Source organism: Streptomyces caniferus, from assembly GCF_009811555.1.
Lineage (GTDB): Bacteria > Actinomycetota > Actinomycetes > Streptomycetales > Streptomycetaceae > Streptomyces > Streptomyces caniferus.
Map to the genome: position 1 here is coordinate 177,071 of NZ_BLIN01000003.1, position 26,806 is coordinate 203,876.

Genomic DNA, 26,806 nt, shown 5'->3' on the forward strand with positions numbered 1-26,806 from the left:
TGTCTGCCACGCACCGCACGATCACCATGGACCACCGCGGCACCGGCGGGAACGGCAAGCCCGAAGGGCCCTGCTCCACCTGGCAGTTCGCGACGATGTCATCGCCGTTCTGCCGGCAGTCGAGGGCTGGTCTGCATGCGACTCATCAAGCGCCGTTCGACACACCGGCGTTGAGGAGGATCTCGCGCGCGGGCAGGGCGGTGCTCTGCGCGGCGGTCAGACCGGAGGCCGCCAGATGGGCGTCCACGAGGCGCAGCCCCACCGCGTATCCGGCGAAGTCCGGGAGTCCCACGGGCTGGAGGCCCATGTTCCGCGCGGTGGCGTCGCCGAAGACGTATGCGGGCAGGTTCTGCATCCCGGCCACGTCGATCCCGGCCGTGATCTTTTCGTGGGCGCGGTCCAGCGCGGTGCCGGTCAGGCCCGTCGACCACGGGCCCATGGCCTCCTCGCCGGCCAGCTCCCGCACGAACGCCTCGGCCAGCCCCTCGGCGACCACCTGTTCCCCCACCGTGACGGCCTTCGGGTCCCAGGCCACGTTGGCGTAGCGCACGTTGTGGTGGAGCTCGTGCGCGGCGGCGTGGCCGATCTTCTGCAGGCTCGTGTCCGTGGGCCACATCATCAGTTGGATCGCGCCGGGGATTCCGCCCATGCCCAGGTAGCCGGCGCTGCGGACCATGAGCTGGTCGTCGTCGGGATCACCGAGCGCCAGGACGATGTGCACGGTCTCGGCGTGCCTGATACCGGGCACGGCACCGTTGAGCCGCTCCCACGCGGTGGCGAGGGAGTCCTCGATCCGAGTCCACACCCCCGCGTCCTGCATCCGGCGCAGGGCGGGCAGGTACCGCGGGTCCTCACGGTCGATACGGAAACCACAGCCCAGCTGGTGCATCCGGACCAGGTCCATATCACCCGCCACGGACATCACATTCTGGAGCGGCTCATACATCTCTCGCAGGGCGTCGGGCCGTTCGTCCCGCGGCCGCCGCAGGAGATCGAGCATGGCGGACGCCGTGTCGTGAACCATCATCTTCATGGCTCGGACCGTAGGTCTTGACGTTGCGTAAAGGGCAAGCCGAGCCGGTCCGGTCGCCGTGGCCGCGTGCCACCGGAGGCACGCGGCGGGCTCCGTGCCGACCCTGCCCTTCACCCGTTGTCCACCGGTCCGGTGGGTTGGACCTCGGTGTGTGCCATCAGCTGTACGGGGTCGTGGTCACCGTCCTGGCATTCGGCCCACTCCCAGTAGTGGGAGCCAGGGCCGGTCTGGGCGTAACCCAAGCGGGCGAGCGCCTTGCCGCGTGCGGTGAGAGTCGGTACCTGCGGACCGGGCAGTTCCGTGGACGGCCACTCGTCGGCGGGGACGCCGTAGAGGACCACAGCGATCTCCCAGCGTGCGTCGTCGGCCACCCAGGTCAGTTGTGCGCGGGTGAGGTGACCACGTGCCGTCGGCTCCGGTTGCGGGCCGGGCAGTTCGGCCTGGGGCTCGGTGACCTCGGCCTCGATCTCCGGGCCGAGGGGGTCGGTCTGGGGTGTGGGAAATTCGGCAGTCACGCGTTCTCCTCACTTCGGGCGGCGCTGTGGGGAAGCCGCTCGCCGTGTGGCGGGCGCCGGCTGCGTTCCGTGGCCGGCGAACGCCCTGGTCCGGGCGGGGCCGCGCTCCTCGATCGTGCGCCGCTGCTGCATGGACTTCTCCACCTCCGCGGAACCGTGGGGTTGGGCGGTGTTCCCTCCGCTTACCCAGCGCATGGCCCCCGAAAGGGGCTCACTCCCGCCAATCCTTGCGGTCCTCGTCGTCCATGTTCGGGGAGCAGGAGCGAATCCGCAGGTAGAAGTCCTTGGCACGGTGCGGCCGAGCGCCCCGCACCGAATCGCTGCCGTCCCTGGTTCGGCCCCTCTCTGGGTGCTTGCGTGTGTGACGTTCTGTTACCTGGGTAGGGCAGGTAGCGAGCCGGGGCGGCACCGCGGCGGCGGTCAACCTCGCGGACCGCCCCGGCCCGATCATGCAGAGAGAAAGGAACCGACCGTCATGAAGAACATCTGGGCGTACCCGGCAGACGTGGGCTACCAGGGGCACGAGGCGTTGACGGGGTTCACCGTGGAGACCCCTGACGGGACGTTGGGGCAAGTGGAACGTCAGATGCACGAACCGGGCAGGCAGCACCTCATCGTCGACACCAGCGTGTGGGTCTTCGGCAAGAGCCTCCTGGTTCCCGCCGGCATCGTGCGCGCCGTCGACACGGCCGCCAGGACGGTGACGGTGACGCGTACCAGGGACGAGATCAAGGCCGCGCCCCACTTCAGCTTCGACAGCCAGACCACCGAGGTCGCCTACCTCACCGAGGTCGGCACGTACTACGCCACCCTCGGACAGCCCGCCGCCGTGTGAGGCACGGGGCAGGGCGGGGGGGGCACTCCTCCGGCGTCCCGCCGGGCGAGCATGAGGTGCGCGTAGGCACATGTGCCGCCCCGGAACCCGACTACGGCCGACGCCACCGGGCCATGAGAGCCACCGGGCCATGGGATAGGCCCCCGGGCCGGGTGTTGTGGTGTGACCGCGGTGAAGCCGCGAGCACACCACAACACCCGGCCCTTGTACCGCCCCTTCCGGTCGCGGTCTACTGCTGGAGTACCAGATCGCGCTCGTACCAGGTGCCCGGCTTACCGCCGAGTTCGGCCGGGCCGACCGGGACGAACCCGGCCTTGACCAGCACCTTCTGGGACGCGACGTTCCCGTGGGCGGTACCCGCCCGCAGTGTGCGCAGCCTGTACCGCGCTGCCGCCAGACGGCACAGCTCCCGAACGGTCGCGGTCGCCAGACCACGGCCGGCCACGTGCTGTGCGACCCGGTAACCAAGTTCGGCAGTACCGTCCTCGAGGTCGTACAGGTTGAACCGGCCCAGAACCGAGCCGTCCTCGGCGACGAGCACGTGGAAAGCGCAGCTGCCGGCCTCCTGCTCAGCCAGCAAGGCGTTGTACCGGTCGGTGAACCGGTCGAAGTAGTCGTCGCCACGGTCGGAGACCGACGCGGCGAAGTAGGTGCGGTTCGCCAGCTCGAAAGCCAGGACCGCCGGGGCATGACCAGCATGCAAGCGCTTCAGCTCGGGCACCGCCCGACTCTAACCGGACGGTGCGCTGAGGCCACCTGAGTTTCCGCCGGCGGTTGTCGGCCTCAAAACCAGGGCCCGTCACGCTCTACGGCTGGAGTACCAGTCGTGGTGGCAGTCGTGGCGTCTCCCGTGAGAACTTTCGGCACACCGGGCCCGGGGGGTCGTCCACCGGCTAACGGCCACCGGCCGCTCGCCGCGCAGGCTTTTACGGAGGCTGCCTCTTTTTCTGTGTATGCCCGGGTGGAATCCTGCTGCCCGGGGCGGTTTTACCGGTGGCACCACCCGGCCGCAAACGCAACTTGAACCCTGAACCACTCAGCGCCGATTAACACCTGAGAGCGCATCGGAACGGGGTTTCATGAAGCGTCACGGACGCCATTTCCCCTTCGGGATATCGCCCGCAATTCACCGCATCGCACCCGAGAAGCCGCAGGTCAGGCCCCTCCCCAAGACTCGTGACTCTACGTACGAGGCAAAGGCACCGCGCCCATATACCCCCATTCGGGTGAATCGCGCGAGCCGGCGATGAACAAATTCCCGGCCGGGAATGCTCGCGTATCCAGATGCTGAATGGGTGACTGCAATGAGAAAAGTTTTCCAAAATGTATCCATCCGAGTCCCACGCTAGCATCGAACAAAGGTTGTGATCTCTGACCGTCTCTCGTGTCGGGCGCAGACGACATCGGGACTGGACCTCCCGCCGACGGCCTCGCCGTCCGTGCCGACACCCCACCCACCGCTCGGTTCGCCCCCTCGGGCTGGCGCCGGAACAGGCAACGGCGCTCGGTGCCAGGCACTGGACGACGGCGGCCGGAACTTCCCGAGGGAGCACACATGACGGGAAAGTCGTTTGAAGCGTTGCCCCCCGAGCTGGGGGACTCCCCCACGGCCCGGGGCGGCATCGCCGTCCCGACGGCCGGGGCCGAGGAGCTTCTCGCCGCGGTGCTGGCGGATGTCGTGCGCGTCGGTCAGGTATCGGTCGACAGCCACTTCTTCGACGAGCTGGGCGCCGACTCGATGGTGATGGCGCAGTTCTGCGCGCGGGTCAGGAAGCACGCGGATCTGCCGTCGATATCGATGAAGGACGTCTACCGGCATCCGACGATCAGAAGCCTGGCGACGGCGCTCGCGGCCTCCGTACCCGCCGCCTCCGCGCAGTCGCCGGGAGCCGTACCCACCGCCCCCGCCGCATCGCCGGCCGCCGCGTCGGCGGCTCCGACGGGCACGCCGCACTACGTCCTGTGCGGAGTGCTGCAGGTCCTGACGTTCCTCGGTTACTCCTACCTCGTCGCACTCGTCGCCGCCAGGGGCTACACCTGGATATCCGCCGGTTCCGGCGTGTTCGGCGTGTACCTGCGCGCGGTGCTGTTCAGCGCGGCGAGCTTCGTGGGTCTGGCCGTCTTCCCGGTCCTGGTGAAGTGGATACTCATCGGCCGGTGGAAGCCCCGGCAGATCCGTATCTGGAGCCTCACGTACGTCCGCTTCTGGGTCGTCAAGACGCTGATCCGTTCCGATCCCCTGGTCCTGTTCGTGGGTTCGCCGCTCTATGCGCTCTACCTCAGGGCGCTGGGCGCGAGGATCGGGCGCGGTGTGCTGATCCTCTCCAGGAACGTCCCCGTGTGCACCGACCTGCTCGCCGTAGGCGACGGCGCGCTCGTCCGCAAGGACGCGTACTTCAACGGCTATCGGGCCGAGGCCGGCCTGATCCAGACCGGCACGGTGACCCTGGGGAAGGACGCGGTCGTCTGCGAGGCCACCGTGCTCGACATCGACACCTCACTGGGCGACGCGTCCCAGCTCGGCCACGCCTCCTCGTTGCACAGCGGACAGGCGGTGCCCGACGGTGAGCGCTGGCACGGGTCGCCGGCGCAGCGCACCGATGTGGACTACCAGGCGGTGGACCCCGTTCCGTGCGGTGCCACGAGGCGGGTGCTGCACAGCGTCCTGCAACTGCTGACCGTGCTCCTGGTGTACGTACCGCTGGCGATCGGCGCCGTGGGCCTGCTGCTCGCCGCGGCCCCGCAGCTCGCCGCCGCCCTGGAACCGGGGCCCGCGGCCCTCACGAGCTGGACGTTCTACGCCGACGCCCTGGCGTTCTCGGTCGTCGTGTTCTTCGGTGTGCTCCCCCTCGGTCTCCTGCTCCTGGTCACGGTCCCCCGCCTGCTGAACCGGACCATCACACCGGGCACGGTCTATCCCCTGTACGGCTTCCACTACGGCGTGCACCGGGCGATCACGTTCATGACCAACAGGCGCTCCCTGATGCGGCTGTTCGGCGACAGCTCCTGCATCGTCCACTACCTGCGGTGCCTCGGGTACGACCTCTCGCGGATCGAGCAGACCGGGTCGAACTTCGGCACGGAGGTCAAGCACGAGACCCCGTACCTGAGTTCCGTGGGGAGCGGAACGATGGTCGCGGACGGGCTGTCGATCAACAACGCCGACTACTCCAGCACCTCGTTCCGTGTCTCGCGGACGGCGATCGGGCCACGCAACTTCCTCGGGAACCGGATCGCCTACCCCTCGCGGGGCAGGACGGGCGACAACTGCCTGCTCGCGACGAAGGTCATGGTCCCCGTCGACGGCGAGGTCCGGGAGGGCGTGGGGCTGCTGGGCTCGCCCAGCTTCGAGATTCCGCGGTCGGTCCAGCGCGACAGCAGCTTCGACGGGCTGAAGAGCGAGGAGCAGTTGCGCCATCGCCTCCCCGCCAAGAACCGGCACAACGCAACCACCATGGGGTGGTACCTGCTGGTCCGGTGGGTCTACTTCTTCCTGGTCACCCTGCTCGTCTCGGCCGCCGCCGACCTCTACGCCCCGTTCGGCGCGGCGGCGATCGCGCTGGCCAACGTCCTCGTCTTCCTGTTCACCGCCGGGTACTACGTGCTGATCGAACGTGCTGTCACGGCCTGCCACCCCACGGACCCGCTGTTCTGCTCGATCTACGACCTCCGCTTCTGGCGGCGTGAACGCTACTGGAAGGTGCCGTCGGAGACGTACCTGCGGATATTCGACGGTACGCCGTTCAAGAGCGTGATCTGGCGGATGCTGGGTGTCCGGATCGGCAGCCGGGTCTTCGACGACGGCTGCTATCTGACCGAGCGGACGATGGTCACCATCGGGGACGGCTGCACCCTCAACATGGGGAGCGTCGTCCAGTGCCACTCGCAGGAGGACGGCACCTTCAAGTCCGACCGCAGCACGATCGGTTCCGGATCCACGATCGGTGTCGGCGCCTTCGTGCACTACGGCGTGGCGATCGGCGACGGCGCCGTGCTCGCCCCCGACTCCTTCCTCATGAAGGGCGAGGTCCTCCCGCAGCGTGCGCGGTGGGGAGGAAATCCGGCCCGGCAGATCCGCCGGGGCGACGGCGGGGAGTGGAGGTAGCAGCCATGACGACGCCTCTGAAGCGCAACGGGGAAGTCCGGCAGGAGGTGCCCGCCGCCGGCGGGTTCGCCACCGTGCCGCGATGGACCCGCACCCCGGTTCCGGGCGCCGCCGCATACGAGACGGTGCTGCCCGAGGGCCTCCTGCCGGCACTGGACCACTGGGCGCAGGAGTGGGGCGTCACGCTCGACTCGGTGCTGCTGGCCGCGCACGCCAAGGTGCTCGGCGCGCTGACCGGTGAACAGACGGTCGCGACCGGCTACACGGCCGTGGCGGGCGGCAGTCCGGTGACCTGCCGGCTGACGACCGCGGCGGAGACGTGGCGGACGCTGGTGTGCGACACGCATCAGGTCACGTCTCAGCTGCCGGAGCCGCAGGGCTTCCCGGGCGATGGCCTCGGGAGGCCGCCGGACCCCGCCGCGCCGTTGCCCGAGACGGTGTTCGATCCGACCGGTGCCGATACCGAAGGTGTCACAGGTGCCGGCGAGGGCACCGTGCTGCGGGTGGCGGTGGTGCGCCGAGACGGCGGACACCTGCTGCGGCTGCAGTACCGGACCGAGGTGCTCGACGAGGACTGTGCCGCGAGGATCGCCGGCTACCACCTCACCGCGCTCACGCTGCTCGCCGCCGATCCGGAAGCGGCGCACGGGCAGCAGAGCCTGTTGTCCCCCGAGGAACTCCACCTCCAGCTCGAAGGACTCGCCGGCCCGCAACGGACGCTGCCGGAACAGCGGTTCCACGAGCTGTTCGAGCAGCGCGTGCGGGCGCACCCGGACGCCGTCGCGGCCGTGCACGGCGACCGGCAGTGGACGTACCGGGAACTCAATGCCCGCGCCAACCGGCTGGCCCACGCGCTGCCGGCCGCCGGACTGCACCGGCAGGACGTGGTCGCGGTGGTGACCGAACGCAACCTGGACTGGCTGGCCGCCGTCCTCGCGGTCTTCAAGGCCGGGGGCACGTACCTGCCCATCGAGCCGCACTTCCCCGCCGACCGGATCGCCGCCATGCTCTCCCGCGCCTCGTGCGGGCTGGTGCTGACCGAACCCGGCAGCACCGCCACCCTCGACCGGGCCCTGGAGTCGCTGCCCGGGGTCCACAGGCTCTTCCTCGACGCGGCGTACGAGGGCAGCCGCGACGAGAGCGACCCCGGTGTCCCCGTCGCCCCGGACGACCTCGCCTACATCTTCTTCACCTCCGGCTCCACTGGGGAGCCCAAGGGCGCGATGTGCGAGCACGAGGGCATGCTCAACCACCTCTACGCCAAGATCGACGACTTGGGGATCGCCGAGGGGCAGGTCGTCGCCCAGACCGCGCCCCAGTGCTTCGACATCTCCCTGTGGCAACTGCTCTCCGCGCTGCTGACCGGCGGACGGACCCTGTTGGTGGAGCAGGAGGCCGTTCTGGACGTCGGGCGGTTCCTCGACACGATCGTCGACGGCGGGGCCGGCGTGCTCCAGGTGGTGCCGTCCTACCTGGATGTCGTCCTGTCCTTCCTGGAGCAGCACCCCCGCCAACTGCCCGCCCTGCGCTGTGTGTCGGTGACGGGCGAGGCGCTGAAGAAGGAGCTCGTCGAGCGCTGGTTCGCGACCGCACCCCGGATCAGACTGGCCAACGCCTACGGGTTGACCGAGACCTCCGACGACACCAACCACGAGGTCATGGACCGGGTGCCGGCCGGCGACCGGATCCCGCTCGGCCGGCCCGTCAACAACGTGCACGTCTACCTCGTCGATGCGCACCTGTCGCCGGTGCCGCTCGGCGCGCCCGGTGAGATCGTCTTCTCCGGGGTCTGCGTCGGCCGCGGGTACGTCAACGACCCGGAGCGCACCCGGCTGGTCTTCATGGCGGATCCGTACCGTCCGGGCCGCAGGCTCTACCGGTCCGGCGACTACGGCCGGTGGCTGCCGGACGGAAAACTGGAGTTCCTCGGCCGCCAGGACACCCAGGTCAAGATCCGTGGTTTCCGGATCGAGACGGGCGAGATCGAGAACACCCTGCTGCGGGTGCCCGGCATCCGCGACGGTGCCGTGGTGGTCTCCCCACGGTCCGGCCACAGTCAGCGGCTGGTGGCCTTCTACTCCGGTCCGCGTCCGCTGGAGACAGGTGCTCTGCAGGACCTGCTGAGCCGGTCGCTGCCCGCGTACATGGTCCCGTCGGCCTTCCACTGGCGGGAGAGCCTCCCGCTGACGGCCAACGGAAAGATCGACAAGAAGGCGCTGGCCGCCCTCGCCGAAGGAGGCGAAACCGCCGAGGACGGCCACCATGCGCTCGGCACACCGACCGAGCAGCGGCTCGCCGCCGCATGGGCCGAGGCGCTCGGTATTCCGGAGAACCGGATCGGAGGCCAGGACGACTTCTTCGACCTCGGCGGCACCTCGCTCTCGGCCGTACGGGTCGCGATCCGCCTGGACCGCGTGGTCTCCCCCAAGGACCTCCTGCAGCATCCGGTCCTCGCCGACCTGGCCCGCCTGGTCGACAGCCGTTCCACGGACGGCTCCGCGCAGCCGCGGACGCTGCCGCGGCCCGAGCACAGCAACCCGGTGCACAGCACCGGTCGGCTGCCCGCCGACGCAGACCGAAAGGACACCACGATGGCCCCCTCACTCCCGACCTCACTGCCCGACCTGGAGTCCCCGGCCGGTCGGACGCCGATGCTACGGCTCCACACCACCGTCGACGCGGCGAGCTGGGTGGCCGAGCACCGCGACGCGCTGCGCGCCGCCGTTCTCGAACACGGGGCACTCCTCGTCCGCGGCCTCGGGCTCCAGCACGCGGCCGAGGTCGGGGCGGTCCGTGAGCAGCTGGACCTCCTTCCGGTGGCGGACAAGGAATCCTTCGCCCCCCGGGAGACCTACTCCGAGGGGGTCTACTCCTCGTCCAAGTGGCCGCCGAACCAGCCGATGTGCATGCACCACGAACTGAGCTACCGGCTCGAGTTCCCCGGCCTGATGCTGTTCGCCTGCCTCGGCGCACCCACCGAGGGAGGAGCGACCGGGGTCGCGGACTCCACGGCGGTGCTCGACGCGCTGCCGCCCGAGCTCACCGAGCGGTTCGAGCGGGAGGGCTGGCTGCTCACCCGCAGCTACCACGACGAGATCGGTGCCTCCTTGTCGGAGGCGTTCGGCACCGACGACCGGAGCGCCATCGAGGACTACTGCCGCGCCCACGCCATCGAGTTCGCGTGGCAGCCCGACGGCGGACTGCGCACGCGACAGCGCCGCAGTGCCGTGGTGCGCCATCCGGTCAGCGGGCGACGCTGCTGGTTCAACCAGATCGCGTTCCTCAACGAGTGGACGATGGCGCCCGAGGTCCGGGAGTACCTGATCGACGAATACGGCGCCGACGGGCTGCCGTTCAACACCCGCTACGGCAACGGCGACCCCCTCACGGAGGACACCGTCCAGCTCCTCAACAAGGTCTACGAGGCGCACACCCTGCGTCGGCCCTGGCAGGCCGGTGACCTGCTGCTCGTCGACAACGTCCGCAGCGCGCACAGCAGGGAGCCCTTCGAAGGGCCGCGGGAGGTGGTGGTGGCGATGGCCGAGCCGCTGCGCCTGGCCGACTGCTCGCCGACCTTCGAGGTGACCGTCCCGTGAACACCATCCGCTCCACCGCAACGGAGTCCGCCATGACCGCATCGCCCCTCACCGTGCCCCCGTTCGCGGTGATCTCAGGAGTTCAGGTCCGCACCGCGCTGCAAGGCCGCGAGAAACACATCGTGGCGGTGGTCGAGGAGACCTACCGGCTGCACGGTGCCGGTGAATCGGTGAACCCGCCGTCCTCGTTCCTCCGGTTCCCCGACCGCACGACGTCGCGGATGATCGCGCTGCCCGCCTCGATCGGCGGCCGGGCGCGGGTGGACGGGCTGAAGTGGATCTCCAGCTTCCCGGAGAACGTGGCGGCCGGCATCCCCCGGGCCTCCGCGGTCCTGATCCTCAACGACCATGTCACCGGCTACCCGTTCGCCTGCCTGGAGAGCTCGATCATCAGCGCCACCAGAACCGCCGCGTCGGCGGCGTCGGCGGCCGACTGGCTCAGCCGCGGCCGCCCGCGCCCGGTGCGCGTCGGGTTCTTCGGGGCGGGCCTGATCGCCCGCTACATCCACACGTTCCTGGAAGGCACCGGCTGGTCGTTCGACGAGATCGGCGTGCACGACCTGTCCGCCGACAGCGCGGCCGGCTTCCGCCTGCACCTGGAGCAGTCCGGCACCGCGGGCCGGATCACCGTGCACGAGAGCGCCGAGGAGCTGATCCGCTTCAGCGACCTCGTGGTCTTCGCCACCGTGGCCGGTGAGCCACATGTCGACGACCCCGCGTGGTTCGCCCACAACCCGGTGGTCCTGCACGTGTCGCTGCGCGACCTCGCGCCGCAGGTCCTGCTGGCCTCGACCAACATCGTCGATGACGTGGAGCACTGTCTCCACGCCGGCACTTCGCCGCATCTGACCGAACAGCTCACGGGCAACCGCGACTTCGTGCACGGCACGCTGGACGACGTGATGAACGGACGGGTGACCGTGCCGGCGGACCGGCCCGCGGTCTTCTCCCCGTTCGGCCTCGGCGTGCTCGATCTCGCGGTCGGCAAGTACGTCTACGACGAGGTGGCCCGCTCCGGACAACTGCAGGTCATCGACGACTTCTTCCACGAACTGCGCCGGTACGGATGAGCCCGGCCCCGGAAAGGTGAGGAGCCCGCCACTGCCGTCGGATGGACATTCCGAGGGCGCTCTGCTCCAGAGGAGGGACCCATCATGCCAGTCATCACCGTTCCCTACGCCTTCAACGAGGAAGAGCTCTACGTCGACCTCCAGGCGATCTTCGGGCAGTCACTGTTCCTCAAGTGCGAGGGCCTCAACTTCGCCGGGTCGATCAAACTGAAGGCCGCAACCGAGATGGTGGAGGCAGCCGAGCGGGAGGGCGTTTTGACTCCGGACTCGGTCCTGGTCGAGTCCTCGTCCGGAAACCTCGGCGTGGCACTGAGCATGATCGCGGCGAGCAAGGGCTACCGGTTCCTGTGCGTGACGGACTCCCGCTGCAATCTGTCGACCAGGCTGATGATGGAGGCCCTGGGCAGCCAGGTACACATCGTGGCCGCCGACGAGGCGAGCGGCGGTTTCCTCGGCGCCCGGCTCGACTACGTCCGCGACCTGTGTGCCTCCGACGACCGCTGGGTGTGGCTCAGCCAGTACACCAACCCGGGCAACTGGCAGGCGCACTACCGCAGGACGGCACCGGCGATCGCCCGCTGGTTCCCGCACCTGGACGTGCTGTTCATCGGGGCCGGCACCACCGGCACCCTGATGGGCTGTGCGCGCTACTTCCGCGAGTGGCACCGGCCGGTACAGATCATCGCGGTGGACAGCGTCGGTTCGGTGACCTTCGGCGGCGCACCGGGACGCCGTATGATCCCCGGCCTGGGCATGAGCGTCCATCCCCCGCTGCTCGACGAGTCCTTCGTGGACGAGGCCGTACGCGTCGCGGAAGCGGACACGGTCCGCGCCTGCCATCAACTGGCCCGGCACGGTTTCCTCTTCGGCGGCTCGACTGGCACGGTTGTCAGCGGCGCGATGGACTGGCTGTCCCGGCACGACACCCGCGGGCTGACCGCGGTGGCCATCGCCCCTGACCTCGGCGAGCGCTACCTCGACACCATCTACCACGCCAACTGGGTGCAGGACCTGTACGGCGAGGACCTGCTCGGAGCCGGGGCCTCCGACGGCCCCGCCCCGGGCGGTCAGCCCGCCGTCCCCCCGGCGGTCCCCCCGGCCGCTCCCCGGGAGCCCCGCCCGGCACCCCCGAGGCGCTCACCCGACCCCCAGCCGCGTGACCAGCGCAAGGAGCAGGCGGGCGATATCTGACGCCTGACTTTCTCCGTCAACTCCGCCTCCACCTCCGCTGAACGTCGGCCGCCAGCCGTGCGATCAGTGGGGGTGAGCGGCGCGCGGGGGGCGGGCAGGGCAGGGCTGGTGCGGTAGTCGTGGAGCAGGCCGTGAAAGGGCCTCCCCCACGCCTCGATAGGAAAGTCCGGCCCGGCACACATCCCCAAAAGCCATTTGTTTGCTTTAGCGGGCGCCAACCCCTACCCTTTCATTAACGCGACTACTTCGCTTTAACGGGGGTTGTGGCTCCGCATGACCACGGACCAGCACGCACACGTCAAGGACACACCATGACATCCGTCGAACTCACCGCCCCGGAAGTCGCTCGATGGGCGCTCCATGCCGGGCTTCCGCTGCCGGACGAACGCCATACCGACGTGGCCGCCACCGCGAACTACATCCACACCGTCATCCGCACCTTGCGCGAGCTGGACTTCGGGGAGACACCGCCCGCCGCCGCCTACAGCATCGAAGGGACGGCGGCCGATGCAACCCTTTGAGCTGACTCTTGCCGAGGCGGCCGCGGCCGTGGAGGAGCGCAGGCTCTCCCCGGTGGAGCTGACCGAGTCCGTTCTCGCACGGATCGACGCCGTCGAACAACGACTGGGGGCCTACGTCACCGTGGCCGACGAGGGCGCGCGCGGCTCGGCCGCGCGAGCGGAACGCGAGATCGCGGCCGGCGAGTATCGCGGCCCCCTGCACGGCATGCCCTTCGGACTCAAGGACATGATCGATGTCGCCGGAATGCCGACCACGGCCAGCTCCCGGGTCAGGGCGGACCACCGCGCACAGGCGGACAGCACCGTGGCGGAACACCTGTCCGCAGCGGGCGGGGTCCTGCTCGGGAAGACGCATACCCACGAATTCGCCTATGGGCTGACAACACCTCAGACCCACAATGCCTGGGACCACGAGCGCGTTGCGGGCGGGTCGAGCGGTGGTTCGGCGGTCGCCGTAGCCGCGGGGGAAGCCACCTTCGCCCTGGGGACGGACACCGGCGGTTCGATCCGCGTACCCGCGGCACTGAACGGGATCGTCGGCCTCAAGCCCACCTATGGCCTCGTCTCCCGGCACGGCGTCACGGCCCTGTCCTGGTCGCTGGACCACGTCGGCCCCCTCACCCGCACGGTGCGGGACGCGGCCCTCGTACTGTCCTCCCTGGTGGGCCATGACCCCCAGGACCCGGCGAGCATCCACACGACGCCGCCCGTCTACCCGCTGCCCCCGGAGGGTGGCGACTTGACGGGCGTGCGCATCGGAGTACCCGTCAACTACTACTTCGACCGCGTCGCCCCCGAGGTCGAAGCCGCCGTGCGCGAGGCCCTCACACAGATGGCGGGCATGGGAGCCGAACTCGTCGAGGTCGAGATCCCGATGACGCGCTATATCCAGGCGACCCATTGGGGTCTGATGGTCCCCGAGGCGACCGCCTACCACGAACGCACGCTGCGGACCGTCCCCGACCTGTACGCGCCGGACGTACGGATCCTCCTGGAGGCGGGCGAGCTGGTGTCGGCGGGTGACTATCTACGGGCCCAGCGCTCCCGCACGCTGATGCGCCAGGCGTGGCTGCGCCTCTTCGACCAGGTCGATGTGCTCGCGGCGCCCACGGTCCCGATGACCGCGACGAAGGCAGACCAGCAGACCGTCCAATGGCCCGACGGCACCACGGAGGGCGTCGCCGACGCCTACGTCCGCCTCTCCGCCCCGGCGAACATCACCGGACTGCCGGCCCTGAGTGTGCCGGCCGGCCGCGATCATGCGGGCCTGCCCATCGGGTTGCAACTGATAGGGCGCCCCCTGGAGGAAGCCACCGTGCTGCGCACCGGCCACGCCTACGAGTCTGCGCAGCGGCCGGTCGATCAGGGGGTGGTGTTGGCGAAACCCTGAGGAGGTGCGGTGGGCCGGGGCAGAGCGCCGTGGGTCCGCGGCCGGGGTTGCCCCGGGTCCAGGGCGGCCCGGGCCAGCCGGTGAGCGGACGGGCGTAACTGTCCTGAGCAGAGGTCGTCGCCCATCCGTCCTGCCTGCCTGCCTGCCTGCCTGCCTGCCTGCCTGCCTGCCGCTGGAGCACAACCCGTCGCCGGCCGTCGTTGCCCGTCGGCGCGCCCGGCACATGCATGATCACCGACAGGCCAGGGCCGGGGTTAGTGTGCCGGTGTCGGGCACGGCAGGACGAGGAGAGCCGCTGATGGAGTTCCTGGTCGACATGGTGACCACCGTTCCGGAGGGCACGTCCGAAGAGGCCGTGTCGGAGATCCGGAGCCGCGAGGCCGTACGGTCGCGGGAATTGACCGGGCAGGGACACCTGCTGCGGCTGTGGCGTCCGCCGCTCGCCCCCGGTGAATGGCGCACATGGGGTCTTTTCCTTGCGGACGACGCGGAACAGTTGGAGCAGGTTCTCGCGTCGATGCCGCTGCGGGTGTGGCGGCACGACATCGTGACGCCGCTGTCCCCGCACCCAAGTGACCCGGGCCCGCGAGCAGCCGTCCCGGCCGTGCCTGATGCCGCAACCATGGATCGCGAAGCCGTCCTGCGCGACGTCCTCGACCGGTGGAAAGCGGCCGTCGACGCGCATGAACCGCAGCGGGTCGCCGCCCAGTTCACCGAGGACGCGATCTTCCAAGGTCTGCACCCGTACAGCGTCGGACGGCAGGGCGTCGCCGACTACTACGCCTCCCAGCCGCTCGGGATGACGGCCGAGTACCAGATCCTCGAAACCAGGCAGCTCGCCGATGACCTGGTGCTCGGCTATCTGAGCGTCGACTTCGCGTTCACCGACAGGGCTACGGTCGCCGTCAACCTCAGCGTGCTGGTGAAGCACACGGAGGACGGCTGGCACCTCAGCCACTATCAGGTTTCCCGCCTCACACCGGTCGCTTAGACGCTATTTCGTTCGTCGTGATCTTGCATCAGCCCGGAACAGTGACTGCCTAGGCTGGTGAGTGGATGGCGCGGGACAGCCTGTGGGGGTCGTTCGAGCGGGTGGCGCGCCGGCTCCGGAGCGCCGCGCCCGCAGCGCGCTGGCCGACGTCGGCGCGGTGACCGGAAGCCACTGGCCTCCATCATTTCCGTGGCCACCTCGGGATGTACCTGTACCTGTACCTGTACCTGTACCTGGAACCAACTACCGCCCGGCTACGGCCTGCCGGAGGGAACCGCGTTCCGTCGCTTCACCGAGTCAGACGGGTCAGTTGTCAGACCGTCCCGGTTGTCCGTGGCGCAGGGTCGTGTGGCGGAAGGCGTTCAGGTCGGCGGTGTCGGTCGGAGTGCCGGGGGTTGGGTGTCCGGCAGCGAGGACGTAGAGGGTGCTGTGGGTGGCGCTGTCGAGCCCGAGGCGGCTTTCGACGGCGGAGTCGTCGAAGGCGGCGCTCTGGAAGGGGCCCAGGCCCAGGGCGGTGGCTGCCAGGGCGAAGGTCTGCCCGAGGTGTCCGGCGTTCAGGTGGCTGACCCGGTAGGCGCGGGGATGTCGGTACTTCGCGCGCAAACGTTCCCATGCGGCGACCACGAAGACGATGAAGGCCGCTTGGTCGATGCCCTCCTGGTGCACACACAGGGCCCCGGCTTCGGTGTGGGTGAAGCCTTCGCGCAGCAGCTCCAGGCTGTGTTCGCGGGAGTTGTAGTGGAACGGACCGGCGGGGATGCCGGTGACGTTGGGGGCGGCGAGGTAGGCGTCGAGTTCTTGCCGGGCTCCGCCGGAGGGGCTGGTGCGCCGGATGAGGGCCCCGTACTCGAAGCCGTCGATGAACTCGGCAGGGCCGAAGACGGTACGGAGCAGGACCGCGAGATCGTGCAGGCTCACCGGCTGGGCGCTGAAGGAGCGGTGCGTACGCCTGCGATAGAGGGTCTGCTCCAGCGGTGCGGACAGGCGAGGGGTCCGGTGTACGGGGCAGCAGGATGCGGTCGGCCTCGGGGTGCTCGGTGAACAGCGCCGGGCGCCCGTCGCGGGTGAGGTGCTGACGCAGCTCGGGGGTGGCCGTCTCGAAGGGGACATCGCGCGTGGCGTAGTGGAAGAAGGATGCTTCCGGTGACCAGGGTCCCCAGGCGTCCGCCAAGCGCTCGTCCTCTTCGGCCTCGGGGCTGCCTTCCTCGGCCAGCAGACCGCATTCGAGCAGTGTTCCGGCCGCCTTCACCACTGTCTCGGGATGCAGGTGGTCCAGAGCTTCGGCCGCTTGGGCGGGGGTGGTCCAGGTGTCGAAGGCGCTGAGGATCTCAGCGGTCGAGGGGTGCAGAGCGACCGGCGCGTGACCCCGGTAGGCATGGGCGACGAAGTCCCCCCGGTGCCAGTAGCACGTCAAGCCTCTCAGCCGCCGCAGCCGCACATCCACTCCCCTCACTCACAGGACTGATCCCTGATCTGCCCAAGGGCGCGGGCCGGCACCGGCAGATACCGCGCCGGCCCCGCCCCTCGGGTCACTTCTTGTTGAAGGCGCTGGTGCGGCGCTCTTCCCGCTCGACGGGCACAGGCTTGATCTCGATCTCGCGCATGATGGACACCTCCTTCGACTTTCTGTTCGAAGGCAGCGTAAACGCATGCATCACTTCCCAGGAAGCGAGGGAGAAGCCCAACGGCCTGTCGGTGGACTGCAATTGCCCGAAGGCCATCGCCCTCAGGACAATCCAGCGATCTTGGCTGAGAGGCGCCGGCGGAGACGTGCTCAGGTAGCCACGTCCTCTCCGTGCCCGCCCTCAGGCCGACCCGCCCGCCAGGCGGAACGATGAGCCGGGGATGTCACATGACCCATCGAACGCCAAGGCGAGCAGAGTGCGCGTGAGAGCCTGTCCGACGGCTCAGGTGCGGGGCCACAGCCGGATCGCAGCGACGGTCACGGTCCCGTGAAACCCGAGCGCCCGCTTATCGCAGCGGGTGGCTACGGCCCGGACGGCCTTGAGTCTGTTGATCGTCCGCTCGACCTCCTTCCTGCGCGCATACCGCTCCTTGTCGAAGCCGGCGGGCCGGCCACCCGGGCGGCCACGTCGCTGCCGGTTGGCCCGCTGGTTCGTCGGCTCCGGGATCGTGTGCCTGATCTGGCGTCCGCGCAGAGAGCGGCGGTTGCAAGAGAGCTGTACGCCCGGTCTCCGCCGACGTGATCCGGGCGGGTACGCGGGTCTCCGCCTTGCGGGCGCGGAACGCGGATGCGGTCCAGAACCGGGATCATCTGCGGCGCATCGCCCCACTGGTCCGGGCGTGACCAGTATCGCCAGCGGCCGCAGTCCACCCTCGCCCACCAGATGGATCTTCGTTGTCAGCCCGCCACGGGAGTACCCCAGGGCCTCATCAGTCCGATGCTGCACCGGCCGCGTCCGCCTGCCGGGCACCCACGGCGGGCGCCTTCGCGCCCCGGCGGCATGCTGATGGGCGCGACAGGAGGTCGAATCCACGCCGACCATGCTCCAGTCGATTCGTGCGGCGTCACCCGAGCCCACTCCGCATGCGAAAGATCACCCCGCCCCACACGGACCGGAACGACCCGCCATCGAGGCAGTCACGCAACCCATCGACAGCGCCTGGTCCCGATCCCCGGTGCCGATCGCCTTCCCTACCCCGTGACGATCTCTGCGCGACGGAAGGCGGCCGGGGACGCGAGGCGGGCCGTGCACAGCAGCGGGGCCCAGGCGGCGGTGTCCGCGAAGGCGCTGCCGCCTGCGGGGACGCTGTCGAGGACGACGCGGTCGGGGCGCAGCAGTACGGCGCCCGCCCGGCCGCCGCGCAGCCAGGCGGCGAGGGTTCCGTCGTCGCCGATGGCGTCCACGTGGACGGTCCGCGCGCCGAGCGCGCCGGCGAGTGCCCAAAGCGAAGGGGTCGGTGGCGCGGCGGTCAGGAGGGTGAAGGAGTCCCCTAGTACGTCGTCGAGACGGGTCCGCCGTCCGGCGACCGTCACCCAGGGCTGGGGGCAGAAGGTGCCCGCGAGGCCGCGGCCGCCCGGGCGGGTGCGGCGGCGTCGTACCAGCGGGCCCGGGGCCAGGGCGGGGCTGAGGTCGCGGCCGGTCGCCGCGACCAGGCCGGGGAGGCGGCAGGCCGCGCCCAGGACGGTCCGGCGCAGCGCGGCCGCGCGGTCCTGGCCGCCGGTCATGGCCCAGCCCGTCGCGACGGCGAGGCGGATCATGTGGCGGGCGTGCGGTTGGCGTTCGCTCTGGTAGGTGTCGAGCAGCCGCTCGTCGGCGCCGTTGGCCAGGACGCGCGCGAGCTTCCAGGTGAGGTTGTGAGCGTCGCGCAGGCCCGCGCACAGCCCCTGTCCGACAAAGGGCGGTGTCAGATGGGCGGCGTCGCCGAGCAGGAAGACCCGGCCCCTGCGCCACCGGTCGGCGATACGGGCCCGGAAGGTGTACTGCGCCTGCCGGATCACCTCGAAGGCCTCGCCGTACGGCCCGTGCGGGAGGTCCACCCACGGCGCCACGAGCGCGCGCAGGCGCTCCCGCCCGTCCGGACCGTCCAGGTCCTCGCCCTCGGGCAGCCGGAACTCCCACCGGTAGCGGTCCTCGCCGACGCGCATGAACGTCGCGGGCCGGGCGGGGTCGCAGACCTGGTCGACTCCTTCCCAGCACCGGACGGGGGCGCGGGTGCGCACGTCGATCACGGTCCAGTGTTCCTCGAAGCGCAGGTCCTCCCATCCGGCGCCGATGGCCTCGCGGGTGAGGCCGTTGGCGCCGTCGCAGCCGAGGACGGCGTCGGCCCACACGTGCTGCGAGCCCTCGTCGGTATCGCGACGGTAGGTGACCTTGACCGGGCCCTCGGCGGGCTGGTCGACGGCGACCACCTCGGCCCCGCCCCACAGCTCGCACTCCGGACGCCGGGCCAGGCCGTCGCGCAGCAGCCGTTCCAGCTCGGGCTGGTCGAACATGCTGGTCTGCGGGAAGCCGTGGTGGCCGTGCGGGGACCGGCGGACCTCGGCCATCACCCGGTGCCGGGCGTCGAGCAGTCTGAGGCCCTTGGCCGGTCGGGCGATCGTGGCGAACTCCTCGTGGATACCCGCGGCTTGCAGGATCCGGCGCACCTCGTCGTCCGTGGCGACGGCTCGCGGCAGGGCGTAGACGTCCCGGTGGCGTTCCAGGACGACGGTACGGATGCCGCGCCGGGCGAGCAGGAGTGCGGCCGTGACGCCGACGGGCCCCGCTCCGATGATCGCGACGGGGACATGTGCCGACCCGGTCGCGGCGCCCGGTGGCCCGGCCTGATCGGCGGTCATGCGGCGTCCTCCACCCGGCGTCCGGCTTCGGCCGGGCGGCGCACTGCCGCAGCGTCCGCCACGGGCGTGCGCTGCTCGCCGAGGTCGATACGCCGGTCCGGGGTGGCGATCGTGGCCGTCACCATGTCGCCGTCGTGCAGGTAGTGGGGGTTCCTGGCCTGGTTTCTGAAGAACGCCTTCCACTTCACGGCGGGCGGCAGCAGCGCGCTGATCTTCTCTACGGCCTTGGGCGGAGCTTTCAGGGCCGTGCCGCCGGGGGTGCCGGTGAGCAGCAGGTCGCCGGGGTCGAGGGTCTGGAAGCGGGCGAGCAGCGTCAGGGCCTCGGCCGGACGGACGATCATGTCGGCCAACGTGCGGTCCTGGCGCAGCTCGCCGTTGACGGACAACCTCAGCCGCAGGTCGATGAGGTGGGCGAAGTCCTCCGGCTCCAGGAGAGCGAGGTGCGGCCCGGTGGGCGTGAAGGTCGGGTACGACTTGCTCTCGTAGAACTGGCCCTTGGTCAGCTGCACCTCGCGGGCGCTGACGTCGTTGCACAGGACGAGCCCGGCGACGTACGAGGGCAGGTTCCGCTCGGTGACGACGGTGCCCACGGGCAGGGGTGCCCCCATGACGAGCCCGAGTTCCACCTCGTAGTCGAGGAACTTCACCTGTGAGGGCCGTACGACGGTCTCCGCCGGGCCGCTCACCGAGCCCGATGCCTTGCGGAAGAACGTGGGCGGAACGTCGCCCCGGAAGCCCGAATCGCGGGCGTGGCTACGGTAGTTGACCATCTGGGCGACCACCCGGCAGGGGGTGGTGACCGGGGAGAGCGCATCCAGGCCGGCGACGGGCGTGCCCTTCTCGCCGGAGGCGGCGGCCTCGCGTACGGCGACGCGGTCGGCGAGCAGTTCGGCGGTGGTGCGGGCCTCGGTGTCGATACGGACGGCGTGGTCGCCGAGGACGGCCCACCATCCGTCCGTGGTGCGCAGGACACGGGTGCTCATGCGCCGACCCCGCTTCGCCCGCTCGCACTGTCGCGCTGTGGTCCGCGCGTCGTCTCGGTCCGCTCACTGCGTACGTTCATGAGGTCATTGCTTTCATCAGGCCCAGCAGTCGGGCGGGGTCGAGTTCGTTGTCGCCGCGCAGTGCCCGGAGGACCTCGCGCAGCCTGGCGGGGGACGGGTCGGCGCCGAGGAAGTCACGGGTGACCGGCGGTCCCCACTGGGCGAGTCCGCTTGCCGACATGGGGGCCCAGCCCGGCTCGATGTCGTGGGAGAAGAGGTCGCCGTCGGCGTAGTGCTCCAGCATGAACCGGTCGGGGTCGCGCCAGTAGTCGAAGAGCTGGCTGCCCTGAATGTGCCGTCCGATGCCCCAGCTGCGCCGATAGCCCCGCTCGGCCAGGTACTCGCCACCGGCGGCGATGGCGTCGAGGTCGGTGACCTGGTAGGCGGAGTGCACATATCCGGTGCCGGGCCCCAGGTGCAGGGCCAGGGTGTGGTGGTCCACGGCTCGGCTGCCCTGATCGCAGCGGATGAACGCCATCGTCGGACCGCGCTCGCGCTGCCCGTCCAGGAACAGGAAGTCGCTGACGATCATGCCGAGGGTGTCCAGGTACCAGTCCAGGGCCCTGGTGAACACCCCTGTCTCCAGCACCACATGGCCCAGACGCTGAATCCTGGACGGCTCGCGGGCGGGCCGCTGTGCGGCATTGGCCCGGGAGGGACGCGCGCCGAAGTTGAGGGTGAGCGGCCGCTGTTCGGGCAGCGCGGGCAGTTCCTCGGCGCAGTGGACGACCCGGACGGGGAACCCCGAGGGATCGAGCAGGTCCACCACCGTGCCGCCGCCGGGCGCATCCACGTCCCGTATGCCGGATCCGGCGAGGCGGGCCAGCCGGTCCAGGTCCGCCCGCTCGGCCGCCCGGAACGCCGGACCGATGAACCGGGAGGCGCGACCGCGGCGGATGACCATGCAGGGCGGGCCGGCGAAGGTGCCGCGCAGCCACAGAGTGTCCGGCGCGCGGGCCGCGACGAAGAAGCCGAAGTCGCGGGCGAACACCTCCGCCCGGTCCAGGTCGGGCTTCTCGAACTCCAGCCAGGCCAGGTCGGCCACCTTGATCACGGGGTCGCGGGAGCGCCCCGGCCGCTCCCCGCGCAGGGCGCCCTGCGCGCTGTGGAGGCCTTGATGTGCCGTCTCGGCGCCGGCCCCGGTGATGCGGGTTTCAGACACGACATCCTCCGAAACAACTTCATGGCGAGGAAGCATATTGATGAAAGCATCAACTTTGAGAGGTCGATCGTCAAGAGGGTCGGACTCGGTAATTGATGAATCCATCAGAACTGCGATCGCCATCTTCGACCTTGCTAGACTCGCCGCATGCCGACGTCAGCCCCGCCCAGCAACCGGTTCGCCCGCCGCCGCGCCGAGACCCGCCAGGCACTCGTCCGCGCGGCCCGGCAGATCCTGGCCGAGTCCGGGGACACGAGCGTGAGCATCCAGGCGATCGCGGACCGTGCGGACGTCGGCTTCGGCTCCTTCTACAACCACTTCGAGTCGAAGACGGCCCTGTTCGACGCGGCGGTGGCCGACGCGCTCGACGAGTACGGCCAGGCCATCGACGAAGCGGTCCAGGAGATCGACGACCCCGCCGAACTCGTCTCGGCGGGCGTGCGGCTCAGCGCCAAGATGGCCGGGTCGCACCCCGAGATCATGCAGATCCTGCGCCACCGCGGGCTCGGGCAGATCCTGCCCCCGTCCCGCGACTCCGTGCGCGCCGGGGAGGCCCCCTCCGACCGCGGCCTGGCCCCGCGCGCCCTGCGCGATCTGGAACGGGGCGTCGCTTCGGGCCGATTCGCCCCCCTCGAACCGACCGTAGCCCTGTCCGCGATGGGCGGGGCCCTCCTCGCGCTCCTGGAGCTGAGGTTCGCCCGTCCCGACATCGACGGCGACGAGGCCGGCGCGAACCTGGCCGAGATGGTCCTGCGCATGCTGGGCGTGCCCCCGGACGACGCCCACGAGGTCGCCCGGCGCGCACTGCCCGAACTCGCCTGACGGGGACGAGCCCAGAACCGGACGGCCGATGGGCCGACGGCGCATCTACCGCCCGGCGGCCCATCGGCCGGCCCGCGGCGCGCGGCTCCGCGCCGGGAACGCCGCGCGGGCGACGGCACCCGGAAGACCCCTGAGCGGCCCGTTCGCCGGGCGGCTGGATTCGGGTGCCGGCCTTCGCCTCTCGCGCATGCTCCAGGGGAGGCGTTGCCCGCGCCGTCCCGGCCGGGCAACGCCGTGCGCGCCGCCCTCGGCCCTGCGGCTCGCTCAGCGGACCAGCTGACCGATGCCCAGCAAGTTGCCCTCGCTGTCACGGAACCAGGCGCCCGGAAGTCTGGTCGCCACGCGTGCCCGGGCGAGAGGGTCGCTGTCGTCTGCGCTCATGTCCCCGCTCTGCCCCGAGCGGCCGCCGCAGGGGCGCAGGCGCCAGGCGTGTGCACCACGACAGCGTCAACCGACGATACGGAGCATCGCACAGCCGATCCGGGGCAGGGCGCCGGGAGTTGACCGGGGTGAACCCTTGGCGGCGCAGGGTCGGGCATGCTGCGCGCTTCCTCTGCCCGGGTGAAGTCGTGGGCGGGCCGTGTCCGTCGCGGCCCCGGGCCGTTTGTGAAAGCGTGATCTCCACTCGACGTATGTATGCAGCGCTCGTCCTGACCGCCGGCGTTAGCGCCCTCGCGATGTCGTCCGCCTCGGCCGCCCCCGTGGCCCCGCCCGCCCAGCCGGCCCCGCAGGGGCTTTCCGTGCTCAGCACGCTCGACAGCCTCGGCGTCGCGTCCGTCCCCGCCAAGTACCAGGGACAGCTGCCGACGGCCACCGGCCAGCTCCAGCACGTCCGTGACCTCGGCCAGCTGCATCAGGTGACCGATCTGGCCGCCCCGGTCGTGGGCCTGCTGCCCATCATGGCCTAGGGCATGTCCGCAAAGTCCCGCCTGGCTCGCGACGCTCCCCCAGCTACCGCTGGGAGGTGCCCCCAGGCACGCACGCTCGCTGCGTTGTCGGGATCGTCCACGTAGGCCCACTACGAGGACGACCCTCCGCCTTGCGAGCGCACGCACCAGACGCCGCGAACCCCGCCCTCCGGGCGGACGACGGGACTTTGCGGACACCCCCTAGCCCTTCTTCACACGGTTCACGGCCTTCGCACGGTTCACGGCCGGGGGTGGAACGCGTCCGTCGCCGCGTTCCGCCCGGCCAGGATGATGGCGCAGCGACGACTCCCCTGGGCCCGCATGAGTGCGCGGGCGCCAGGGGATCGCTCTGTCGGTGCTCCCACAGGAAGCCCTGGCCCGTGTGGGGAGGCAGCTCATCCACCGGACACAGGGGTAGCGCATCGCGTCTCGGCTGATTCAATGGTCGCCGAGGTGAGAGACATGGTGTCGACCGACCGGCTGCTTGCGTTTGCGGCGATGTCGTTGCTGGTGATCGTGATTCCCGGGCCGAGCGTGCTCTTCGTGATCGGCCGTGCGCTGGCACACGGCCGCCGCACAGCGCTGGCGACCGTCCTGGGCAATGTGCTGGGTTCGTATCTGCTGGTGGCCGCGGTGGCGTTCGGCCTCGGGGCGCTGGTCGAGCAGTCCGCCGCCGTCTTCCTCGCCGTGAAACTGGCCGGTGCGGCCTACCTCGTCCTCCTCGGAGTCCAGGCGTTCCGGCACCGCAGGGACATGAAGGTGGGTGCGGCGGACCGGCCCGCACAGCCCGCCCGCGGCGATCTGCGCACGATCGCCGACGGCATCCTGGTCGGCATCACGAACCCGAAGGGCATCGTGTTCTTCGCCGCCGTGCTTCCCCAGTTCGTGGACCACGCGGCCGGCCGGGTGCCCGCCCAGATGCTGGTCCTGGGACTGGTACCGATCTGCATCGGCCTGATCACGGACACCGTATGGGGGCTGACGGCCTCGGCGGCCCGCAACTGGTTCGCGCGCTCCGAACGCCGGCTGTCGATGATCGGCGGCGCGGGCGGCTTCGCCATGATCGGTCTGGGCATGACGGTGGCGGCCACCGGCCGCGCGGACTGACCGCGGGGCGCCCCCGGCGTCCGCTCGCTGTCGCCTGCGGACGTCACCGCTCGGCGCGGTGCACGCGTGCGAGCAGCAGGACCGTGTCGTCGGTCGGGGAACTCGGGACCAGGCGGGCGAGGATACGGTCCGCCGTGTCCTCCAACGATTCGGGCACCTGGGCCACTTCCGTGCGGAGGGCGTCCAGGCCCTCGTCGATGTCGTGGCCCCGCGCCTCGATGAGGCCGTCGGTGTACAGCACGAGGAGGGCGGCGTCGGGCAGTTCGAGTTCCGTCGTCCGGAAGGGGCAGCCGCCGACACCGAGGGGGACGCCCAGCACATCGTCGATGAGCCGGACCCGGCCGTCCGGATGGCGGACGAGGGGCGGAGGGTGCCCGGCGCTGGCGATCCGGGTGCCCCCGGTGGCGGGGTCGTAGCGGATGTAGAGGCAGGTCGCGAGTTCGATGCCGGCTTCTTCGGCGCACTGGTCGAGTTCCGTGAGCAGCTCGTCCGGTTCCTGGTCGTGCCGGGCCAGCGCCTTGGCGGCGATACGCAGCCGGCCCATCGCCGCGGCGGCCGACACCCCGTGGCCCATGACGTCCCCGACGACCAGGGCCACCCGGCCGCCGGGGAGGGAGATCACGTCGTACCAGTCGCCGCCGACCTCGGTGACCCGGCTGCCGGGCAGGTAGCGGTGGGCGAGATGCAGGTGCGGGCCGGTCACCAACGAGGTGGGCAGCAGGGCGCGTTGGAGGGTGAGCGCGATGTTCCGCTCCCGGCTGTACAGCCGCGCGTTGTCCAGGCACAGCGCCGCACGGGAGGCGAGTTCGCCGGCCAGGCCGAGATCCTGCTCGGTGAAGGTCGGCCGGGCCGCGGACCGGCCGAAGACCGCGATGCCCTGCACCGTTCCCCGGGCGATGAGCGGAGCGAGGAGGAGGCAGGCCAGGCCGCTGTCGGCCAGCAGCCGGGCCCGCGACGCGCTCAGCATGGTCCGGGCCATGAACTCCTGGTTCACGGGTACGCAGAGCGGGCGGCCGGTCCGCAGCATGCGGTGGATGGCGGAGCCCGGCGGGTAGTGCACTGCTTCCAGCCCGCTCACCAGTTCCGTCGCCGGAGGGGGCAGGACGGTGCCGTGGGCGATCCGGTGGGTGTCCACCGGCAGGGCGGGGTCGAAGGCCGCATGCTCGTCCTTCCACTCCACGAGCTCCACGACGGCCGCGTCGGCGAAGTCCGGCACCGCGGCCTCGACCAGTTCCTGGGCCGTGACCTGCACGTCCAAGGTGGTACCGATCCGGGCGGAGGCGCGGTTGAGCAGCGCCAGCCGCTGACGGGTGGCGGTGGCCTCCACGATGGCCTGCTCCCGGTCGGTCACGTCCACCAGCAGGCCGCCGACCCCCTGGCGGGTTCCCACGGCCTGGGTGAGCGGGAAGAAGCTCACGGACAGCACCTTGTCCCGGTCCGGGTGGCCCCGGGTGCGCATCCCCACCCGCACCCCCGCGACGGGTTTGCCCTCCGCGACGACCGCGCGCAGCATCCGCTCGTACTCACCGCCGTCCGAGGTGATCATGATCTCGGCGAGGCGTCGTCCGAGGTGCTCCTCGATGGGGAGTCCGTTCATGTCGGCGAGCGCCTGATTGAGGTGGAGGTAGCGCAGTTCCTCGTCGAACATGGCCAGGCCTATGGGGCAGGTCTCGAAGAGGGAGTCGAGGAAGGCGAGGTTGGTCTTCACCCGGTCCAGTTCGTCGCCGCGGCTCGCCAGCGCCATGACCACCGAATTGCCGCCGACGCCGGTCACCGGGAAGGCGCGGAAGCCGCAGTCGAGGACCGTGCCGTCCCGGTGCGCGGCCTGCAGACGGCCGCGCCAGTACCCGAGGGTCCGGCCGCGCTCCGCCATGCGGGCGCAGGCGTCGGGGCCTCCCCCGGGCGGCGCGGGGAGCAGGAGGGCGCCGGGCTCCGCCAGCGCCTCCGCGGCGTGGTAGCCGAAGAGGTCCCGGGCGCCGGGGCCCCAGTAGCAGATCCGGTTGTCGTCATCGATGCCGAACACGGCGACGGCCACGTGCTCCAGCAGCGATCCGGGCTCGGACCAGAGCGGCCCACGAGCCCTGGCGTCGCTCGGCCCGTCTGATGGCACCGGCTTTCCTTCCACCCGCCGCGCAAAGTGGCCGGTCCGCCCGCCGGACGGCAGAGCGGCTCTCTTCATTCTGCGCTTGTCTCCCAGGGGCGGACACTCCGGCG

At 70.6% G+C, this 26,806-nt stretch carries 20 protein-coding genes and 2 pseudogenes; 12 read left to right on the plus strand and 10 right to left on the minus strand.

The features are described from left to right. Positions 1-145 precede the first annotated feature (145 nt). Together Scani_RS09490 and Scani_RS09495 are read right to left on the minus strand one after the other, a co-directional pair. On the minus strand, positions 146-1,033 hold the full coding sequence (locus Scani_RS09490) for a DUF2268 domain-containing putative Zn-dependent protease (RefSeq protein ID WP_159472294.1): 888 nt from the start codon (positions 1,031-1,033) through the stop codon (positions 146-148). Positions 1,034-1,143: 110 nt separating this feature from the next. Then, entirely contained in the window at positions 1,144-1,548 is a 405-nt protein-coding gene (locus tag Scani_RS09495) for a DUF6303 family protein (protein WP_159472297.1), read from the minus strand. A 475-nt stretch (positions 1,549-2,023) separates the two neighbouring features. On the opposite strand from Scani_RS09495, the gene Scani_RS09500 reads away from it, so the two are divergent. After that, positions 2,024-2,383 carry a PRC-barrel domain containing protein gene (locus Scani_RS09500; RefSeq protein ID WP_159472300.1) on the plus strand — a complete coding sequence of 120 codons (360 nt, stop codon included), beginning with the start codon at positions 2,024-2,026 and terminating at the stop codon, positions 2,381-2,383. A 229-nt stretch (positions 2,384-2,612) separates the two neighbouring features. Here the strand turns inward: Scani_RS09500 and Scani_RS09505 are convergent, their stop codons facing one another. Next, positions 2,613-3,104: a GNAT family N-acetyltransferase gene (locus Scani_RS09505; RefSeq protein WP_159472303.1), complete on the minus strand. Its 492-nt coding sequence runs from the start codon at positions 3,102-3,104 to the stop codon at positions 2,613-2,615. 834 nt (positions 3,105-3,938) lie between these two features. On the opposite strand from Scani_RS09505, the gene Scani_RS09510 reads away from it, so the two are divergent. The 8 genes and pseudogenes from Scani_RS09510 (at position 3,939) to Scani_RS09545 (ending at position 15,247) form a co-directional block, all read left to right on the plus strand. Beyond that, entirely contained in the window at positions 3,939-6,488 is a 2,550-nt protein-coding gene (locus Scani_RS09510) for a Pls/PosA family non-ribosomal peptide synthetase (protein ID WP_159472306.1), read from the plus strand. Positions 6,489-6,493: 5 nt separating this feature from the next. Beyond that, complete coding sequence (locus tag Scani_RS09515; RefSeq protein WP_159472310.1) at positions 6,494-10,084, plus strand: amino acid adenylation domain-containing protein; 3,591 nt, start codon at positions 6,494-6,496, stop codon at positions 10,082-10,084. Between the two features lie 32 nt (positions 10,085-10,116). Beyond that, complete coding sequence (gene sbnB / locus Scani_RS09520) at positions 10,117-11,154, plus strand: 2,3-diaminopropionate biosynthesis protein SbnB (RefSeq protein ID WP_174872662.1); 1,038 nt, start codon at positions 10,117-10,119, stop codon at positions 11,152-11,154. A gap of 84 nt (positions 11,155-11,238) precedes the next feature. Next, positions 11,239-12,345: a 2,3-diaminopropionate biosynthesis protein SbnA gene (gene sbnA / locus Scani_RS09525; RefSeq protein ID WP_159472316.1), complete on the plus strand. Its 1,107-nt coding sequence runs from the start codon at positions 11,239-11,241 to the stop codon at positions 12,343-12,345. 311 nt (positions 12,346-12,656) lie between these two features. Further along, positions 12,657-12,866, plus strand: a complete 210-nt coding sequence (locus Scani_RS09530) for a hypothetical protein (RefSeq protein ID WP_159472318.1) — start codon at positions 12,657-12,659, stop codon at positions 12,864-12,866. Beyond that, complete coding sequence (locus Scani_RS09535) at positions 12,853-14,256, plus strand: amidase (protein ID WP_159472320.1); 1,404 nt, start codon at positions 12,853-12,855, stop codon at positions 14,254-14,256. The genes Scani_RS09530 and Scani_RS09535 overlap by 14 nt, the downstream gene beginning before the upstream one ends. 298 nt (positions 14,257-14,554) lie before the next feature. Then, positions 14,555-14,821 (plus strand): annotated as a pseudogene (locus Scani_RS09540) (muconolactone Delta-isomerase family protein); the annotation flags it as partial. 57 nt (positions 14,822-14,878) lie between these two features. Beyond that, on the plus strand, positions 14,879-15,247 hold the full coding sequence (locus tag Scani_RS09545) for an SgcJ/EcaC family oxidoreductase (protein WP_159475625.1): 369 nt from the start codon (positions 14,879-14,881) through the stop codon (positions 15,245-15,247). A 306-nt stretch (positions 15,248-15,553) separates the two neighbouring features. Here Scani_RS09545 and Scani_RS09550 read toward each other — a convergent pair whose 3' ends face one another. The 6 genes and pseudogenes from Scani_RS09550 to Scani_RS09575 all read right to left on the minus strand — a co-directional run bounded on the left by Scani_RS09550 (position 15,554) and on the right by Scani_RS09575 (position 21,755). Further along, positions 15,554-16,357, minus strand: coding sequence for a SagB/ThcOx family dehydrogenase (locus tag Scani_RS09550; protein WP_281391895.1), 804 nt, complete (start codon positions 16,355-16,357; stop codon positions 15,554-15,556). Between the two features lie 419 nt (positions 16,358-16,776). Continuing rightward, the gene (locus Scani_RS09555; RefSeq protein WP_159472325.1) at positions 16,777-16,968 is read right to left on the minus strand and encodes a hypothetical protein; all 192 of its coding nucleotides are present in this window, start codon (positions 16,966-16,968) and stop codon (positions 16,777-16,779) included. A gap of 186 nt (positions 16,969-17,154) precedes the next feature. Next, a pseudogene (locus Scani_RS09560) lies at positions 17,155-17,769 on the minus strand (IS5 family transposase); the annotation flags it as partial. Positions 17,770-17,903: 134 nt separating this feature from the next. Next, positions 17,904-19,550 (minus strand): bifunctional 3-(3-hydroxy-phenyl)propionate/3-hydroxycinnamic acid hydroxylase MhpA, encoded by a 1,647-nt coding sequence (gene mhpA, locus Scani_RS09565; protein WP_159472328.1) that lies wholly within the window; start codon positions 19,548-19,550, stop codon positions 17,904-17,906. After that, on the minus strand, positions 19,547-20,533 hold the full coding sequence (locus tag Scani_RS09570) for a fumarylacetoacetate hydrolase family protein (RefSeq protein ID WP_159472331.1): 987 nt from the start codon (positions 20,531-20,533) through the stop codon (positions 19,547-19,549). Before Scani_RS09570 ends, mhpA begins: the two co-directional genes overlap by 4 nt. A gap of 76 nt (positions 20,534-20,609) precedes the next feature. Continuing rightward, complete coding sequence (locus tag Scani_RS09575) at positions 20,610-21,755, minus strand: VOC family protein (protein ID WP_159472334.1); 1,146 nt, start codon at positions 21,753-21,755, stop codon at positions 20,610-20,612. A 147-nt stretch (positions 21,756-21,902) separates the two neighbouring features. On the opposite strand from Scani_RS09575, the gene Scani_RS09580 reads away from it, so the two are divergent. From Scani_RS09580 to Scani_RS09590, 3 genes are all read left to right on the plus strand, one after another. Further along, positions 21,903-22,577 (plus strand): TetR/AcrR family transcriptional regulator, encoded by a 675-nt coding sequence (locus Scani_RS09580; protein ID WP_159472337.1) that lies wholly within the window; start codon positions 21,903-21,905, stop codon positions 22,575-22,577. A 677-nt stretch (positions 22,578-23,254) separates the two neighbouring features. Beyond that, positions 23,255-23,485: a hypothetical protein gene (locus Scani_RS09585; protein ID WP_246295660.1), complete on the plus strand. Its 231-nt coding sequence runs from the start codon at positions 23,255-23,257 to the stop codon at positions 23,483-23,485. A 462-nt stretch (positions 23,486-23,947) separates the two neighbouring features. Continuing rightward, positions 23,948-24,592 carry a LysE family translocator gene (locus Scani_RS09590; RefSeq protein WP_159472343.1) on the plus strand — a complete coding sequence of 215 codons (645 nt, stop codon included), beginning with the start codon at positions 23,948-23,950 and terminating at the stop codon, positions 24,590-24,592. A gap of 43 nt (positions 24,593-24,635) precedes the next feature. Here Scani_RS09590 and Scani_RS09595 read toward each other — a convergent pair whose 3' ends face one another. After that, a complete protein-coding gene (locus tag Scani_RS09595; RefSeq protein WP_246295662.1) occupies positions 24,636-26,702 on the minus strand; it encodes a SpoIIE family protein phosphatase in 2,067 nt (688 codons plus the stop codon). Positions 26,703-26,806 lie beyond the last annotated feature (104 nt).

Bases quoted from the DNA above. Each gene is read 5' to 3' on its own strand.
- Scani_RS09490 (WP_159472294.1), bottom strand. From the start codon at position 1,033: ATGAAGATGATGGTTCACGACACGGCGTCCGCCATGCTCGATCTCCTG.
- Scani_RS09500 (WP_159472300.1), top strand. From the start codon at position 2,024: ATGAAGAACATCTGGGCGTACCCGGCAGACGTGGGCTACCAGGGGCAC.
- Scani_RS09510 (WP_159472306.1), top strand. From the start codon at position 3,939: ATGACGGGAAAGTCGTTTGAAGCGTTGCCCCCCGAGCTGGGGGACTCC.
- Scani_RS09515 (WP_159472310.1), top strand. From the start codon at position 6,494: ATGACGACGCCTCTGAAGCGCAACGGGGAAGTCCGGCAGGAGGTGCCC.
- sbnB (WP_174872662.1), top strand. From the start codon at position 10,117: ATGACCGCATCGCCCCTCACCGTGCCCCCGTTCGCGGTGATCTCAGGA.
- sbnA (WP_159472316.1), top strand. From the start codon at position 11,239: ATGCCAGTCATCACCGTTCCCTACGCCTTCAACGAGGAAGAGCTCTAC.
- Scani_RS09530 (WP_159472318.1), top strand. From the start codon at position 12,657: ATGACATCCGTCGAACTCACCGCCCCGGAAGTCGCTCGATGGGCGCTC.
- Scani_RS09535 (WP_159472320.1), top strand. From the start codon at position 12,853: ATGCAACCCTTTGAGCTGACTCTTGCCGAGGCGGCCGCGGCCGTGGAG.
- Scani_RS09545 (WP_159475625.1), top strand. From the start codon at position 14,879: ATGGATCGCGAAGCCGTCCTGCGCGACGTCCTCGACCGGTGGAAAGCG.
- Scani_RS09550 (WP_281391895.1), bottom strand. From the start codon at position 16,357: ATGTCCCCTTCGAGACGGCCACCCCCGAGCTGCGTCAGCACCTCACCC.
- Scani_RS09555 (WP_159472325.1), bottom strand. From the start codon at position 16,968: ATGGCCTTCGGGCAATTGCAGTCCACCGACAGGCCGTTGGGCTTCTCC.
- mhpA (WP_159472328.1), bottom strand. From the start codon at position 19,550: ATGACCGCCGATCAGGCCGGGCCACCGGGCGCCGCGACCGGGTCGGCA.
- Scani_RS09570 (WP_159472331.1), bottom strand. From the start codon at position 20,533: ATGAGCACCCGTGTCCTGCGCACCACGGACGGATGGTGGGCCGTCCTC.
- Scani_RS09580 (WP_159472337.1), top strand. From the start codon at position 21,903: ATGCCGACGTCAGCCCCGCCCAGCAACCGGTTCGCCCGCCGCCGCGCC.
- Scani_RS09585 (WP_246295660.1), top strand. From the start codon at position 23,255: ATGTCGTCCGCCTCGGCCGCCCCCGTGGCCCCGCCCGCCCAGCCGGCC.
- Scani_RS09590 (WP_159472343.1), top strand. From the start codon at position 23,948: ATGGTGTCGACCGACCGGCTGCTTGCGTTTGCGGCGATGTCGTTGCTG.